The following is a 15,376-nucleotide window of genomic DNA, read 5'->3' on the forward strand; positions in this document are numbered from 1 at the left end:
GATCTGATCTAAAACCCCTGCTCTTGCAAGCAGGGGCTTTGTATTGGTGTGATCTTTCAGCCTCAGTAGACGTCACGCACATAGCGTTTGTCGCGCTTGAGGCCGTTCACATATTCCACTGCCCCGTCTGCGGAGACGCCGCCATGGGTCTGCACGATCTGATGCAATGCATCATCGACATCGCGCGCCATACGGGTGGCATCGCCACAAACATAAAAGTATCCGCCTTCTTCCAGTTGAGCGAACAGATCCTTGCCATTTTCCACCATCCGGTGCTGTACATAGACCTTCTCGGCCTGATCGCGGGAGAAGGCCAGATCCAGACGAGTCAGCAGGCCCGAGGCGCTAAAGGCGCTGATTTCGTCCTCATAGATGAAATCGCTGGCGCGGTGCTGATCGCCAAAGAACAGCCAGTTGGCGCCACTGGCCCTGCGCTCCCGGCGCTCTTCAAGGAAAGCCCGGAACGGCGCGATGCCTGTGCCGGGGCCGACCATGATCATTGGCACGCTGTCATCTTCGGGCACGCGGAAGCTCTTGTTGGCGGACATGAAGATCCCGGCCTGTGCGCCTTCTGGCACATGATCTGCGAGGAAGGTGGAGCACACGCCGCGATGCGGGCGGTTTTCATACATCCAGCGCACGGCCGCGACAGTGAGATGCACCTCCCCCGGGTGGGCCTTGGGGCTTGACGAGATGGAATAGGCCCGATGCTGCAAAGGTTTGAGCCAGCTCATGACCTCGGCGGGATCTAGGGCCAGATTCGGGTTCAGGTTCAGCAGATCAAGCGCATCCTTGCCCCAGAGGTAATGCTCCAGCGCTTCTTTGTCACCGTTGCTCACCACATGGCTCAGTTCATCGTTTTTGGCCAGAGGCTCTATCGCACGGATCAGATCGCGCGAGGGCGTCATGATTTCCCGACCGGTAGTGAGAAGATCCCCCAAGGCGGTGCCGTTGATGTCTGTGTCTGCGCCCGCGCCCAGCCGATCCAGCCAAGCCTGCACCAGATCAGGCGCATTCACCGGCATCACACCAAGTGCATCGCCTGCTTCGTAGGTCATGCCGCTGTCGCCCAGATCAAAGGCAATGTGACGAATCTCTTTGGCGGATTTCGAACCAGAGACAATGTGGTTGTCCAGCATGGTCGACACATAGGGATTTTTACGCCCCCAACCGGATTTTTCCTTCTTGGGAGCGGCATCTGCGGCAGGCTCCGCCGCGCTCACACTGCCTGCATCGGGAATGGTCGCCGCAATCCAGGCTTCGGCGGCATCTTCAAAATCGACATCACAATCCACACGCGCACCAAGACGCCGCGCGCCCAGTTGTTCCAGACGGGTGTCCACCAGTTTGCCTGCCTGACAGAACTCGTCATAAGAGGTATCGCCCAGCGCCAGCACGCCGTAGCTCAGATTTTCGAGCCGGGGTGCAGTGGTCGCGCTGAGCGCCTCCCAGAACTGGTGCGCATTATCGGGCATCTCCCCTTCGCCATAGGTAGAGACCACCACAATCAGGTTTTGCATGGTCGCCAACTGCTCCATGCTGACATCGTCCATTTCCGCAACACGCGGCGCAAAGCCCTTGGCCTTGGCCATCGCGGCGGCCTCTTCTGCCACGGTTTCGGCATTGCCGGTTTGCGTGCCAAAGAGAATATCAAGGTGCTTGACGTCTGCGGCCTGTGCCGCAGGCGCGGCAGCGACCCCACCGCCCGTGGCAAGGCGGGAATGCAGCCCGGCCAGAAAGCCCCCCAGCCAGGTCTTTTGCTCACCAGAAAACGGCGCGTCCTCAGGGATGTAGGGCACTTTGGTGTTCATATCGTTCACTGTTTTTTACTCCGATGCGGTGCGTGCGATCACATCGGGGATCGCGTTTTCAGCAAAGAGCGCGTCAAAACTGGGGACTTCGCCCAGAGCCGCGCGGTTTTTGGCACTTTGGTGCAGAATCCAGGCATAGGTGCCCGGGCTGTCCATACTCAGGATGTTGCGCAGGCTCAGCGCGCGCTTGAAATCACTCAGACGTTTGTTGGCCACCAGCGCCGCCAGACCGGCGTCATCATAGGTTTCCACCGAGGCCTTGGCATGTTTTGCCAAAGCCGCCATCAACCCAAAATCTTCGGTCAGGATCAGGTTGCGGGCTGCCTTGTCTCGCGCAATGCGATCAGTCGTTTTGACACGTTTGGCGGCGATCACCTGTGCCTGTTCCAAAACGATGTAGCTGCCCAGCAGGCGGAACATTTCATCGGTGTCCATCTCGCCATAGGCGGGCACAGCCCCACGATGCACAGGACGGCCATGTTTCCAGGCTTTCTTGAGTTCCGCAATCTGATGCGCCGCCAATGCGGAGGCCAGCTCATCCATCAGTTCCTTGCGGCTGCGCGCGGCCAGAATGGCATCAGCATCCTGATATTGCAGCAGCGCTTTGGGCATGATCCAGGCCATATGGCTGCGCGTGTTCTCCCAATCGCCCAGCAAATCCTGCCCCTTGGCAGAGCCGGTGGCCTCCACATGCCATGTCAGCATCTGCCGCACGGCCTCTTCATGAATGCGCGCATGATCTGAGCCATCCACAAGCGTGCCCATCAGCACGGAGTCCTTGCTGATCATGTCATTCAGTCGCCCCTGCGGGTCATACTGATAGGCAAACCCGCCGGACATGCCGTTGCCAAAGCCCTTGGCAAACTCCCCAATGTTCAGAATGGCCCCATTGGTCATATATTCCGCACAGAAGTCGCCGACGCCTTCGACCACAGCGGTTGCGCCCGAGTTACGCACGGCAAAACGGTCGCCTGCCTGCCCCTCCACAAAGGTCCGCCCACCGGTGGCCCCAAAGAGGGCAAAGTTGCCGATCAATACGTTTTCGCGCCCCTTGGCACCGCCCGGGCTGCGCACGATGATCTCGCCACCCGATGCGCCTTTGCCCACACCGTCATTGCAGGTGCCGGTGTGCTCCATCACCATGCCATCGTTACAGAAAGCGCCAAAGCTCTGCCCTGCGGAACCGTGGGTCTGCACATGGATGGAACGCGGATCAAGATAACGCCGCCCCCTGACATCTTCGTGAGCCGCGATGGGCAATTCGGCGAGCTCATGATTGAGCAGACGCTCGATATCCACGCCCAGCTGCCCCCCCACCGTCTTGTTGCGGTTGTTCAAAGGCGCATTGGGCCGCAACTCAATCCGGCGCTCCCCGCCCTCAATCAGACGTGATTTCACCTGATCCAACAACGCATCATCCACAGAGAAGTCTTTTTCGAGATAGATCGGGTTTTCGACTTTGATCTCCGCCACATTGGTCAGCATGGCCCGCAGATCCAGCTTGCCCACAGAGGAGGGGTGATCCAGCAGATGCAGCAAGTCAGACCGCCCACGCGCCTCCTCCAGAGAGGTCAGCCCCAGTACGGCCAGAATCTCGCGGACTTCATGGGCAATGTTGAGCAAATATTGCGCAAGCGCACGCGGGTCGCCATCAAACACTTCCGGATTGGTCGTAAGACCCGCCGGGCATTTCACGTTGCAGTTCTTGGCCATCACGCATTTCAGCATCATCAGCGCGGTAGTGCCGAACTCAAAGCTGTCCCCGCCCAAAAGCGCGCCTTTGACCACGTCAGAGCCGGTCTGCATCGCGCCTGAACAGCGCAGCAGAACCTTCTGACGGATGCCATTGGCACAGAGCGCCTGATGCACTTCGGCGATACCGATTTCCGCCGCACGCCCGGTGTATTTCAACGAGGTCACAGCCGCCGCACCGGTGCCGCCGGTGTTGCCGGCAATGTTGATCACATCGGCGCCTGCCTTGGCCACGCCCACCGCGATGGTGCCGATGCCTTCGGAGGAGACCAGTTTCACGATGACGCGCACCCGCGCCGCCTTGGCATCATGGATCAGCTGACCAAGGTCTTCGATGGAATAGGTGTCATGGTGTGGCGGTGGCGAGATCAGCTCTACGCCGGGCGTGCCGCCCCGTGCCGCTGCAATCTCAACCGTGACTTTGGGGGCGGGCAACTGGCCGCCTTCGCCGGGCTTTGCACCCTGACCGATCTTGATTTCAATCTCTTCGAGGTTTGGATCCGCCAGATAGCCCGCCCAGACGCCAAAGCGGCCAGACGCAAACTGTTTGATACGGCTGGCACGGATGGTGCCATAGCGGGTGATGTGCTCCCCACCTTCCCCAGAGTTGGACATGCCGCCCACCATATTGGTGCCATGGGCCACGGCTTCATGGGCGGAGGCCACCAGCGCGCCATGTGACATGGCACCAGAGGCCAGACGTCCGGTGATTTCAGAGGCCGGTTGCACATCTGCAAGCTCAACCAGCGCAGGCGCAGGTCGCATGCGGGAGACATAATCCAGCGCCATACCTGTCACGGACACCTTAAGCGCGCCCTTGGTGATGTAGTGGCCTTCCACATCTGTGCCGAAACGATCCACCAAGGTTTCCGCCAGCACATCAAGACGGCCAAGATCTTGCGCTTTTGGACCCGTCAGGCGCAGCAAAAACGCGCCCTCTCCAAGCGCTTCGACCTCCACGCCCCGAATGACAAAGTCATTGTTGCCCGCACGGTTGAAGAGCATCATCTCGCGCTTCATATCCGCCACGGTATCAAGGAACGTAATGTCGGCCGGGAAAGACAGCACATCGCGCAGCGCGGCCGGACGGCGGTGACGCTCTTCTGCCATCATTGCGCTGAATGCGCGATAACCCGGCGTGATCTTAAAGCCGTCGATTTTCTCTTTGGAGAGTTTTTCAAAGGACGTGTTCACATAGCCTTTGTCATCCACTCCAAAGGCATCATCCATCTGGCGCAGCGTCATCAGGCGGAAAGGATCGGTCTCCCCATCAAGGCTTCCATCGTCGCCATCTGTACCTGCATCAAAGCTGATTTTCTCTTCGGTCAGGTCCACAAACCCACGCACGGCTGTCGTGCCATAAGAGTGGCCCGCGCCTTCGGCGCGCTCTTTGAAGAGGCCGAGGATCGGAATGTCTTTCTCACTTTCCACGGTGAGCGCACGCGCATGCCAATCCGCCACAGAGTTTGCCACCACATCAAAGCGCACCCCACCCACGGGGGTTTTCATATTGGGCAGGTATTTGGCAAAGACCGGATCATTCGTATCAAGGAAGTTTGGCTCAAAAAACTCGCCGCCAGAATAGCTTTCAACGGTGCAAAGCCCCACTTTGCCCATGGTCTTCATCAGGGCCTTCTCAGCGGCCTTTTTGAATTTGCGATAGGCCTCCGGCGCATCCGTGCCATAGAGTTCTTCGGCCCGCATGCGCACGGCCATTGGATAGACCGCAGAGGCCCCAAAGCCCAAAGCGCAGGAAATGTGATGGGACGAACAGATCTGCCCGCTTTCCACCACAAGGCTGGCCTTAAAGCGCATGCCTTCTTCGATCAGACGCTGGTTGATCGCTGAAATGGCCAATGTCATCGGCATAGGCGCACGCGCGCGGCTCAGATGCCGGTCGGTCAAAATGGCAATCCCGCCTTGTTCACGGGCAAAGGCCACGACCGCATCCGCCACCGCATCAATCGCATCGGTCAATGAGGCTTCATTGGCCGCGCCATTGTCAAAAACCGGCGTATAGAGAATGTCGAACTTGGCCCACGGCGTGTCCGTCTGGGCTTTGATTTTCAATACATCGGTCATCAACAACACCGGGCTGTTGACCACAATTTGACGCGCCCGGCTTTGGCCGAGATGGGGCTTTTCGCCCAGCGCCACACGCAGGGTCATTCCATCCGCCTCACGAATGGAATCCAGCGGCGGGTTGGTCACCTGTGCAAAACGCTGGCTGAAGTATTTGGCCACGCCGCCTTCATTGTCTGACAGCGCATTGATCGCATTGCCGTATCCCATGGCCGAGACTTTCTCGACCCCGGTCTGCAACATCGGATCCATCAGGAATTTGAAGCTTTCCTGATTGAGCGTGTAGCCTACATAGCGTGCCGCCCAGACCAAATCACCGTCATAGCGCGCCGCCGCATCCGCAGGCAGGGTTTCCGCCACGGGCAGGTCATCAATATTGACCTGAGCTTCGGCCAGAAGCGCCGCGTAATCCTTGGCCTGTGCCAGCTGTTGCAGCGCCTCTTCGGTTTCATAAATCCGGCCTTCGGCGTGGTTGAGGTAAATCATTCCCCCCGCTTCCACACGGCCCCGGCGCAACACCTCTTCGGGCGGAAAATCAATCTGTCCGGCCTCAGACATCACCGCCAGATAGTCATGGGTTTCCACCGAACGCATCGGGCGCAGACCCAGACGGTCCAGACGGGCGCCGATGATATTGCCATCGCCAAACACCAGCGCAGCGGGGCCGTCGTTTTTCTCTTCACTCAGAGAGAAATACTCCAGCATGGCGCGCACATCCGGGCTGACCCGGCTGTCATTTTCCCAAGCAGGCGGCATCATCGCCACCACGGCGGTCACAAGATCCAGCCCCTCGTCATAGACCCGCGCATTCAGCGTCTGATCCAGACGGCAGCTGTCGGATTGCCCTTTCGGGCGTACAATCGCCTTGTTACGTGCCAGCGCAATGGCCGCTTCACTCAGGCGGTTTTTCTTGTCGGTGTTGAGCTCGCCATTGTGCGCCATCAGCCGGAAAGGCTGCGCCATCGAGGGATGCGGGTCGGTGTTGGTGGAAAAACGTGTATGAAAATACAGCGTGTGCACCGCATGATCCGGATCCATGAGATCCGCGAAATAAGGGATGATCTCCCAGGAATTCAGCCGCCCTTTGAAGACCTGCATGCGCGAAGACAGCGACAGGGGATAAAGGCCCTCAAGCGCCGGGTCCGTATAGGCTTCCGCCTCAATCGCCAGCAAGGCCACATGAATGCGGCGATCAAACTCCGCCTGCGCCACGCCTTTGGGAGCGACAAAGACCCATTGCGCGATAGGCAATTGGCATTTGACCGCCCGCGCCCCAATCGCCTCATTGTTCACCGGCATATTGCGGATAAGCTTGGTCTCAAAACCCGCCTCGCCCAGCGCGGTTTCAATCAACTGCGCAGCGCGGTCATGTTGGCTTTCGTCCGCAGGCAGAAAGAAGTTGCCCACGCCAAACTGCCCTGCGGCCAGATCAATACCGGTCAGCTTGCGGAAAAAGGGCACTGACAAATCTACAGAGACACCGGCCCCGTCGCCAACACCTTCGGAGGACATGCCGCCACGGTGCGGCACCGCACAGAGCGCCTCATGCCCGCGTTTGAGCACATCATGGGTCTGCCGCCCATCTTTGCGTGTCAAAAAACCAACGCCGCAAGAACTTTGTTCGCGGTCAGGATCGTAAAGGCCAAAAGGGGCTGGCTTGGTCTGCATTCCGAGCTCCAAAGACAAAAGAGGGACGGGACCACCCGCGTGCGCGGTGTGGGCATAGGCTGTCTCTGGCGATTGGCTGGAGGTCTATCGGACCCTGCTGTTAACGGACCCATGCCAAAACTTCAAGTCTGCCGTGACTGAAACGCCGCAACAGACTTCGGAAGGCACGGGGGAATAGCTGTGGAAACGCCATGTTTTTATGGATCTTTTCCGTCCGCGACAGGTCTGTTTGCGACGGTGCGTCCTCTTGAGACCAAAGTGAACGCATGCGCCCCTGAAAGCGTTTCGGGTTTTACCTGAAACGCCATAGGGCGGACATTTCCTCACGGAAACAGATGGCGCAGCCCTCACTCTGCAGCCAAAGCGAAATCCGCTGTCCACACATTGTCCTGAAACTTCGCATCCAGCTCAGTATCCGCCACGTGGCTTGTATAGTTTGACAACATTTTCAATGCCATACCGAGGATGACATCCAAAACGGTTTGAAGCCCATATCCCGCCGTCACCAATGCTGCGATGTCTGCCTCACTCGGCCAGCCGCGCGTTTCATTCATGACAATCACAAACTGACGCAGCGCCTCAAATTTGGCATCCGCAAGCGGCCTATTGCTGCGCAGGGCGGCGATCACCTCGGGATCCACGCCTGCCAGTTGCGAGAGCGTTGTATGCGCCGCCATGCAATATTGGCACCCATTGAGCCGGTTGCAGGTCATCAGAATGATCTGGCGTTCCGTTTCGGTCAGATGGGTTCTGGCAAAACTGCCTGCCAGAGAGATGTAGCCCTCCAAGATCGCAGGGGATTCCGCCATCTTGGCATATAGGTTCGGCAAAAACCCATACCCGCGCACCGCATTTTCCATAATGGGCTTGGCCGCCTCAGGGGCGGTTTGAAGGCTGTGGGTTGGAAAATCAGTCATGGCTCTCTCCTAATGAGGTTTCACAAAAAATCGTCAGATTGGGGGCACTATCGCCCAAGCGGCATCGTCCAGCGCAGGCTCAGCGCATCCAGACCGGGGTTGCGCGAGGCGGTGGAAGCGTTTGAGATATGGGACAACGCCAAAGACAGAGAGCTGCCGTTTTTCAGGCGCCTCCCAATGGCCAGAAGGCTGCGAATTTCAAACTCAGACCCCAGATCGTTGCGCGGCTTGTCATGGGCAAACAGACCCGGCATGACGCTGCCTTCCAGAAACCAGCGCTGCCCCATCTGATAACGGCCCACCAAACCTGCGCCGACATGTGCGTCTTGCGTCTCAAAAAGGGTGAGCGCCCCACCCCACGCAAGCGAAAACCGCTGGCGCGTGACAAAGGGGCGGGCGTGATACTCCACCGAGATCATGCCCGCGTCTTCGGCCTGCGCATCCGCAAAATCCGCATAGCCTGCGCCCAAGACCCAATGCTGTGCCTGCAGCGCGTTGCCACTCAACAGGAACGCATATAGCAGTTTCCTCATATCTCCCTCACCCTCTGAAGCTCTGCCCTGCGCGCAATCACGCCATGAACAGATCGGTTAATGTTAAGATAGAGATACGGTTTTGACAGGCGCAGGGTATTGACCCTGAATGCCAAGCTCTTGACCGCAGATGTCAAACGCGGCGCGCATCCACAGGCGTAACAAAGCGATGACCCCAACATGATCACATCCGAAAAGGGTCCGGGCGCGTAGTCTTCTCAAAGCCGTCACAGGACGCGTAACAAAAGGGCATCGGATGCAAATCGTCTGGTTCAAACGGGATCTTCGGGTGCAAGACAATGCTGCCCTCTGGCAGGCGGCACAGCGAGGGCCGTTGATCCCGCTCTACGTGGTGGAGCCGGACTATTGGCAACAGCCAGATGCCTCAGCCCGCCAATGGGATTTTGTTGCCGAGAGCCTCGCCGAACTGCGCCAAAATCTGCATAGCTGCGGCCAGCCGCTGGTGCTGCGCATGGGAGACATGGAGACGGTCTTGCAGGATCTCCACAACAGACATGGGCTCACCGATCTCTGGTCACACGCGGAAACCGGCAATGACTGGACCTACAGGCGGGATCGGGGTGTCGCCGCATGGTGCCGCGATAAGGGCATCACGTGGCATGAGCTGCGCCAAAACGGGGTGCAACGCCGCCTGAAATCGCGCAGCGGCTGGGCCCGAGACTGGGATAGCTTTCATAATACGCCCCTCTGCCCCTCCCCCACACTGAAGCCTGTTTCAGAGCCCCTTGGCGAGCTGCCAGATGCAAAGACGCTGCAGCTTGCACCAGATCGCTGCGCCGCGCGCCAGCCCGGAGGGCGACGGGCTGCAGAAGAGCGACTGTCGAGTTTTCTGACAGTGCGTGGCCGGACCTATCGCAAAGCCATGTCCTCCCCGCACACGGGCGCATATGCCTGTTCCCGGCTGTCGCCACATCTGGCATGGGGCACGCTCTCGATGCGCGAAGCCACGCAGGCCACACAGCGGCGGCACCTGGCGCTGGCCGCTGCGCCCGCACGCGGCGCGACACAATGGCAAGGCGCGCTGTCCTCCTTCAATGCGCGCCTGCACTGGCATTGTCACTTTATGCAGAAACTCGAAGATGAGCCCCGCATTGAATTTGAAAACATGCATCGCGCTTATGACGGGCTGCGGCCATCGGCCCCGGATCACGACAGGCTCAGCGCATGGCGCAATGGAGAAACCGGTCTTCCGTTTGTGGATGCCTGTATGCGCGCGCTACAGGCCACGGGATGGCTCAACTTCCGCATGCGCGCCATGGTCATGTCGGTGGCCAGCTATCACCTTTGGTTGCCATGGCGCGACAGCGGCCTCGCACTGGCGCAGCTCTTCACCGACTATGAGCCGGGAATCCACTGGAGCCAGACGCAGATGCAATCCGGCACCACCGGCATCAACACCCCGCGCATCTACAACCCGATCAAACAGGGCTCAGACCAAGACCCGGACGGCCGTTTCACACGCAGATGGGTGCCAGAGCTGCGCGACATTCCCGATCAGCACCTGCAAACGCCCTGGAAAGCCGACACTGCGGGGCGTGTGCTTGGCAAGGCCTACCCCCATCCGATTGTCGACCCTCTGACCGCCGCCAAGGCTGCGCGTGACAAAATCTGGGCTGTGCGGCGCGGCCCCGGCTTCAAACAGGAAGCCGCAGCGATTGTCACCAAACACGCCAGCCGAAAGCCCACGCGCAGGCGCGCGGCAAAAGCCAAAACCACCCCGCCGCAGCAGCTTAAGCTGCCATTTTAGGTTCCCTCATGAAGATGAGCAAAAAGGCAGATCTGCCTCAAAAGATATGTGTGACCTGTCAGCGGCCTTTCAGCTGGCGCAAGAAATGGGCCAAGGTTTGGGAGGAGGTGCGGTATTGTTCAGACCGCTGCCGACGAGAGGCGCGCCGCTAGCACCTGAAACCCACTCAAGCTCAGTCCCAGAGCCGATCCAGCAACGCTTTGGCACTGTCCAAATACTCAGCCTGCTTCCCCTCTGACATGCGATCCCACGTGCGGTAGGCGTGACCGATCCGGGGATTACGGCTCAGCTTCTCCCGGTTGCGCACCATAAAATCCCAATAAAGCGCATTGAAGGGACAGGCCCCCTCCCCAGTTTTCTGGGCCACGCGATAGCGGCAAGCCCCGCAATAATCGGACATCTTGTTGATGTAGTTGCCACTGGCCGCATAGGGTTTGGAGCCCAGCACGCCCCCGTCGGCAAACTGGCTCATGCCAATCACATTTGGGGCCTCAACCCATTCATAGGCATCGGCATAGACCGCCAGATACCATTCATGCACCGCATGGGGATCGACACCGGCCAGCATGGCAAAATTGCCCGTCACCATGAGCCGTTGAATGTGATGCGCATAGGCTTCTTTGCGGGTCTGCCCGATCGCCTGCGCCAGACAGTGCATGTCCGTGTCCCCGGTCCAATAAAACGCGGGCAAAGGGCGACTGGCCTCAAAGAAATTCTCCGAGGTGTAGCCCGGCATCTTCAGCCAGTAGATCCCGCGCACAAATTCACGCCAGCCAATGATTTGCCGGATATAGCCCTCCACCGCATTGAGCGGCGCATGGCCTTCGTAGTAGGCCCGCTCTACACGGCGACAGATTTCCATCGGCCCCAGCAATCCGGCATTCAGATATTGCGCCAGAACGGAGTGGTAGAGAAAAGGCGCATCGCTGAGCATGGCGTCTTGGTAATCGCCAAAAAGCGGCAGAGCCTGCGTGGCAAAAAGCTCCAAAGCCTCAAGCGCCCCGGCACGGGTGGTGGCAAACCCAAAAGGGTGCAACTCTCCAAAATTCTGCGGCAGGTGGCGCTCCACAAGCTCCAGAACCTCTTGGGTCACCGCATCGGGCGCAAAGGTCAGCGGGCGTGGCATAAAAATATCCGCCTGCGCCGCTTTGCGGTTCTCCGCGTCATAGTTCCAACGCCCGCCCTCCGGCTCTGTGCCCGCCATCAACAGCCCGGTTTTGCGCCGCATATCACGATAGAAATACTCCATCCGCAACTGCTTGCGCCCCTTGGCCCAGCTCTGAAACTCCGCCTCCGAGCAGAGGAACCTGTCATCCTTGAGCATCGTCAACGGCACCTGTTGCGCGGCTGCCCATTCAGCAATCTCAGCCTTTAGGCGGTATTCGCCCGGCGCACAGATCCGCACGCCAGACAGGTGATAGGTCGCCAAGGCGCGGCCCATCTCCCCCACCAATGTGCCGCTGTTGTCCGCATCATCATACCGTGTGTAATGCACGCGCCAGCCCTCTGCGCGCAGCGCCTCGGCATGATGGCGCATCGCCGCAAACAGAAAGGCGACTTTTTTCTTGTGATGGGGCACATAACTGGCTTCGGCGGCCACTTCCGCCATCAAAATCACATCACGCGCCGGATCGGCGGCCTTGAGCGCGGCAAGCTCCAAGGAGAGCTGATCCCCCAAGACAACCACAAGCCTGCCCACTGACACATTTTCCTCTAGTGCATTTTGTCCTGTATGGGCCATCCCGATCCCCTGCGCCGTGCTGATGTTCACACTTACGATGCAGGACGGATCGCAGATCGAAAAATCAATGCATTGGGAAAGAAGGGCCGCACACCATCAGGTCATAGCGTGCACATAGAAAGCCTCGGCAATGGCGTCGCGCACCCGCTCAATCTCTCCATCGGTCATGTCCACGCTAAACGGCAATCCCAGAATATAGGGAGAAATTTTGTTCGTCATGCTTAAGTCGCCACGGGGAAAATGCGCATAGGCCTTGAGACGGTGAATCCCCTCCCCCCACCATTGCCGAGTCAGCACACCGCGCTTGAGCAGCTCAGACGCCAAAAAATCCGCAGGCATCTCGGTGGTGATGTGAAACGTGGAAGAGATGAAAAACGGTTTTGATGGGTTCGGGAAAACCGACAACGGCAGCGGCTCTAGCGCTTCGACCATCTTGTTGAAACGCTCTGCGAAACGACGGCGAGTCATATCCCAGCTCTGAAGCGACGCCAGACCCACCGCCGCATGATATTCACTCATCTTATAATTGTGGCCAAACGTCTGCCCAATAGCGCCATCCAGATATCCAAAATTGCCATCTGCCAGAGCATTGCGGAGCACATCTTTGTTGAAGTCGATCAACCAGCCCCCTTCTCCCGAAGACAGGGTCTTGGTCGCATGCAGGCTTACCACTGTGGTCAGGTTTGGATAGGCTTCCAGCTCCTGCACAACGAAGTCAAAACCTGCGGCTGCGTCAATGATTACAGGAATGCCGGTCAGCGAGGACCACTCATCCCACTCCTGCAACGGCACACTTTGCCCAAAGGGCGCGACAACCATCACTGCTGCCAGCTTGTCCAGAGGCATGTCACGCAGAGCCAAGGGCGAATAGGCCCAAGTGTCCTCTTCCACATCAACAAAGTAAGGCTGCATCCCCGCCTCAACCACCGCTGCAGCGGAGGCAACAAAACTCCATGCAGGCAGCGCGCAATATGGTCGACCAGCCAGCCCTCTCACCCGCAACACAGAGGTCAGACCTTGTGTGGCATTGCCCACTAAAATCGAGGACGAAACCGGGAAGTTCGCCGATTGATCCAGCTCTCGAGCAAACCTCCGATACAAAGGACCATGATTACTGTAGTAGCGATTTTGATCAATTTCCTGCAGAAACGGCACCAAGTCTGCCGTGGTTGGCAGTTGCGGACGCATCACCGGGATCTGACTATATCCGACCGCTGCGCTCATTAAAGTGGCCTTCCAGGCACACCCAGAATGCGCGATTGCGGCGGTACAGACCGGATGACCACCGTTCCTGCAGTGAGCATGGAGCCACGTCCGATCACGATAGGTTTGTCAGGCGTTCCATTGGAGATGATCGCGCCCGCCCCGACAAAAACGTCGTCCTCAATTTCAACATAGCCACTCACAATGGCACCCGGAGCGATGGTCACATAGTCGCCAATGGTCACGTCGTGACCGATACTGATGTTGATCATGAGCTGTGTGTGTTCGCCGATCTTGACACAGTTGCCCAGCATCGTGTTGGGACCAACATACGTGCCAACGCCAATCTCGATCGCCTTCCAAGGGGGCTCCTCCCTATCTCCATCAGAATGTTGCGCAAATCGCGCTCCAAGTGCGCTAAACTCCTCTGCGACCTTGCGCCGGATGCTTGGAGTGCCAGGACACAGAAGAAGATCGCTGGTGTCCACATAGTCCCGCTTCCATGTCTCAAGAGAGATCAGCGGCAATTGCGTATGTTGCTCAAAACCATCCTCAGAGCCCAAATCCATGAAAGCCACAACTTCATAGCCGCGATCGGCCTGCGTAATCTCTTCATAAACGTACAGCGCCTGACCAGAGGTCCCATAAAGGACCATCTTTTTCTTTGTCCGGTCCGTCATAGCAAAACCTCAAACATCAGCACATTTCTCAAATTCAAAAAATCTCTCATCAAGCCGCCGCACCTCTTTCAAAGAACACATCCTCAAGGGACAAAACGTGCTTCTGAAACATCTGGAGAATGGCGCTGTCGTATTCCGCCAGAGAGAAATCCAGAAAGGCCTCCTGCTCGCAGAGAAATTTGTGACGGTCAAAGACGTCACGGCGCTGATAGTGTAGCACGCGTACGTCCTCAGGAGAGGACAGGCCACAGCGCAGCATCGCATCTTCATTGGTGCAATTATACTGAGGCCCGAGTTGCAGAAACTGCACCCGTTCCATTTCGATGGCGACAGTCAAGGCCACCTGCAGAGCAAAAATATGCTTATTACCGGGCCGCAGCATGCGCGCCAGATCCAGCGTGATCTGCGCCATCCTCTTACCCAAAATCTCAAAGGCAGATCGGTTCATCACCGTGAAGCCCTGATTGATATACATCGGGCTTTTGCCCTGTGATGCAGGGGCCAGCGTATGATTGTAGTCAAACTCCGGCATGGGTACATCAAACAATGCAAAAGCCTTTTGCCACCATTCTCGATTTTCATCAGGGTCTTTGGAAAACGGGGATTGATGCGCCATCATACCAGCCAGAGTCGGCCGATCCTGCGCCGCGACGATTTCAAGCAGCGGCTGAATGTCCTTGGTGATACACAGGTCCGCATCACACATGATGACCACGTCTTTTTCAAGTGGATTGGCAATTCTGTCGATTACAGAGGCAAACTCCGTGGTCCGAACTTGTGGCGGGATAATCCGCCAATGCAGGTTGGGATCATCTTTGGACCAGGCATTGATCTCTTTGGTCAACTCCGGCGTCGGGTCTTTGGGCATGCCACCAACAGAGACGTGGATCGGCACAGTCTCATAGCTACCGCCCAAATTCCGCAGCGATTTCACCGCAAGTTTCACATTTGAGTAAAATCCATCGGTTGGCAAAATGGGAATTCTTATTTCAAAATCAACCAAACTTTTTCCTTAAACTCTCCTCGCAATGCGCCGCGAAAAGGTCCTTTTTAAATTGCTCAGACACCCCAAACGGGCGACATCTTTTTAAAACTACATCCACACGGACGAAGACCGAAGCCGGCTTCATACACACCCAAAAGTGTTGCTTTAGTACAAAGGCAACGCATCAAACTGCGCGGCATTCGTCATGAAAGGCTCCACTCGCCTCAAGCCTGCCC

At 57.8% G+C, this 15,376-nt stretch carries 10 protein-coding genes; 2 read left to right on the plus strand and 8 right to left on the minus strand.

Annotation, left to right across the window (positions count from 1 at the left end; all coding sequences use genetic code 11):
- Nucleotides 1–62: 62 nt before the first annotated feature.
- The 4 genes from SHM7688_RS00770 to SHM7688_RS00785 all read right to left on the minus strand — a co-directional run bounded on the left by SHM7688_RS00770 (nucleotide 63) and on the right by SHM7688_RS00785 (nucleotide 8,763).
- On the minus strand, nucleotides 63–1,811 hold the full coding sequence (locus SHM7688_RS00770) for a diflavin oxidoreductase (RefSeq protein ID WP_058238104.1): 1,749 nt from the start codon (nucleotides 1,809–1,811) through the stop codon (nucleotides 63–65).
- A gap of 15 nt (nucleotides 1,812–1,826) precedes the next feature.
- Nucleotides 1,827–7,313 (minus strand): glutamate synthase-related protein, encoded by a 5,487-nt coding sequence (locus tag SHM7688_RS00775; RefSeq protein WP_058238105.1) that lies wholly within the window; start codon nucleotides 7,311–7,313, stop codon nucleotides 1,827–1,829.
- Between the two features lie 347 nt (nucleotides 7,314–7,660).
- Complete coding sequence (locus SHM7688_RS00780) at nucleotides 7,661–8,230, minus strand: carboxymuconolactone decarboxylase family protein (protein WP_058238106.1); 570 nt, start codon at nucleotides 8,228–8,230, stop codon at nucleotides 7,661–7,663.
- Between the two features lie 47 nt (nucleotides 8,231–8,277).
- On the minus strand, nucleotides 8,278–8,763 hold the full coding sequence (locus SHM7688_RS00785) for an acyloxyacyl hydrolase (protein WP_058238107.1): 486 nt from the start codon (nucleotides 8,761–8,763) through the stop codon (nucleotides 8,278–8,280).
- Nucleotides 8,764–9,019: 256 nt separating this feature from the next.
- Here SHM7688_RS00785 and SHM7688_RS00790 point away from each other — a divergent pair, with 256 nt between their 5' ends.
- Nucleotides 9,020–10,531 carry an FAD-binding domain-containing protein gene (locus SHM7688_RS00790; RefSeq protein ID WP_058238108.1) on the plus strand — a complete coding sequence of 504 codons (1,512 nt, stop codon included), beginning with the start codon at nucleotides 9,020–9,022 and terminating at the stop codon, nucleotides 10,529–10,531.
- 14 nt (nucleotides 10,532–10,545) lie between these two features.
- Entirely contained in the window at nucleotides 10,546–10,683 is a 138-nt protein-coding gene (locus SHM7688_RS19305) for a DUF2256 domain-containing protein (RefSeq protein ID WP_083498810.1), read from the plus strand.
- 20 nt (nucleotides 10,684–10,703) lie between these two features.
- Here SHM7688_RS19305 and SHM7688_RS00795 read toward each other — a convergent pair whose 3' ends face one another.
- From SHM7688_RS00795 to SHM7688_RS00810, 4 genes are all read right to left on the minus strand, one after another.
- Nucleotides 10,704–12,272, minus strand: coding sequence for a cryptochrome/photolyase family protein (locus SHM7688_RS00795; protein ID WP_058238109.1), 1,569 nt, complete (start codon nucleotides 12,270–12,272; stop codon nucleotides 10,704–10,706).
- Nucleotides 12,273–12,368: 96 nt separating this feature from the next.
- Nucleotides 12,369–13,496 (minus strand): DegT/DnrJ/EryC1/StrS family aminotransferase, encoded by a 1,128-nt coding sequence (locus SHM7688_RS00800; protein ID WP_058238110.1) that lies wholly within the window; start codon nucleotides 13,494–13,496, stop codon nucleotides 12,369–12,371.
- Entirely contained in the window at nucleotides 13,496–14,155 is a 660-nt protein-coding gene (locus SHM7688_RS00805) for an acetyltransferase (RefSeq protein WP_058238111.1), read from the minus strand. The genes SHM7688_RS00800 and SHM7688_RS00805 overlap by 1 nt, the downstream gene beginning before the upstream one ends.
- 49 nt (nucleotides 14,156–14,204) lie before the next feature.
- The gene (locus SHM7688_RS00810) at nucleotides 14,205–15,158 is read right to left on the minus strand and encodes a GT-B fold glycosyltransferase domain-containing protein (RefSeq protein ID WP_058238112.1); all 954 of its coding nucleotides are present in this window, start codon (nucleotides 15,156–15,158) and stop codon (nucleotides 14,205–14,207) included.
- Nucleotides 15,159–15,376: the final 218 nt, after the last annotated feature.

The sequence above is a fragment of the Shimia marina genome (assembly GCF_001458175.1).
Lineage (GTDB): Bacteria > Pseudomonadota > Alphaproteobacteria > Rhodobacterales > Rhodobacteraceae > Shimia > Shimia marina.

Excerpts from the sequence above, each read along its gene's own strand:
- SHM7688_RS00770 (WP_058238104.1), bottom strand. The coding sequence starts at position 1,811 with ATGAACACCAAAGTGCCCTACATCCCTGAGGACGCGCCGTTTTCTGGT.
- SHM7688_RS00775 (WP_058238105.1), bottom strand. The coding sequence starts at position 7,313 with ATGCAGACCAAGCCAGCCCCTTTTGGCCTTTACGATCCTGACCGCGAA.
- SHM7688_RS00780 (WP_058238106.1), bottom strand. The coding sequence starts at position 8,230 with ATGACTGATTTTCCAACCCACAGCCTTCAAACCGCCCCTGAGGCGGCC.
- SHM7688_RS00785 (WP_058238107.1), bottom strand. The coding sequence starts at position 8,763 with ATGAGGAAACTGCTATATGCGTTCCTGTTGAGTGGCAACGCGCTGCAG.
- SHM7688_RS00790 (WP_058238108.1), top strand. The coding sequence starts at position 9,020 with ATGCAAATCGTCTGGTTCAAACGGGATCTTCGGGTGCAAGACAATGCT.
- SHM7688_RS19305 (WP_083498810.1), top strand. The coding sequence starts at position 10,546 with ATGAGCAAAAAGGCAGATCTGCCTCAAAAGATATGTGTGACCTGTCAG.
- SHM7688_RS00795 (WP_058238109.1), bottom strand. The coding sequence starts at position 12,272 with ATGGCCCATACAGGACAAAATGCACTAGAGGAAAATGTGTCAGTGGGC.
- SHM7688_RS00800 (WP_058238110.1), bottom strand. The coding sequence starts at position 13,496 with ATGAGCGCAGCGGTCGGATATAGTCAGATCCCGGTGATGCGTCCGCAA.
- SHM7688_RS00805 (WP_058238111.1), bottom strand. The coding sequence starts at position 14,155 with ATGACGGACCGGACAAAGAAAAAGATGGTCCTTTATGGGACCTCTGGT.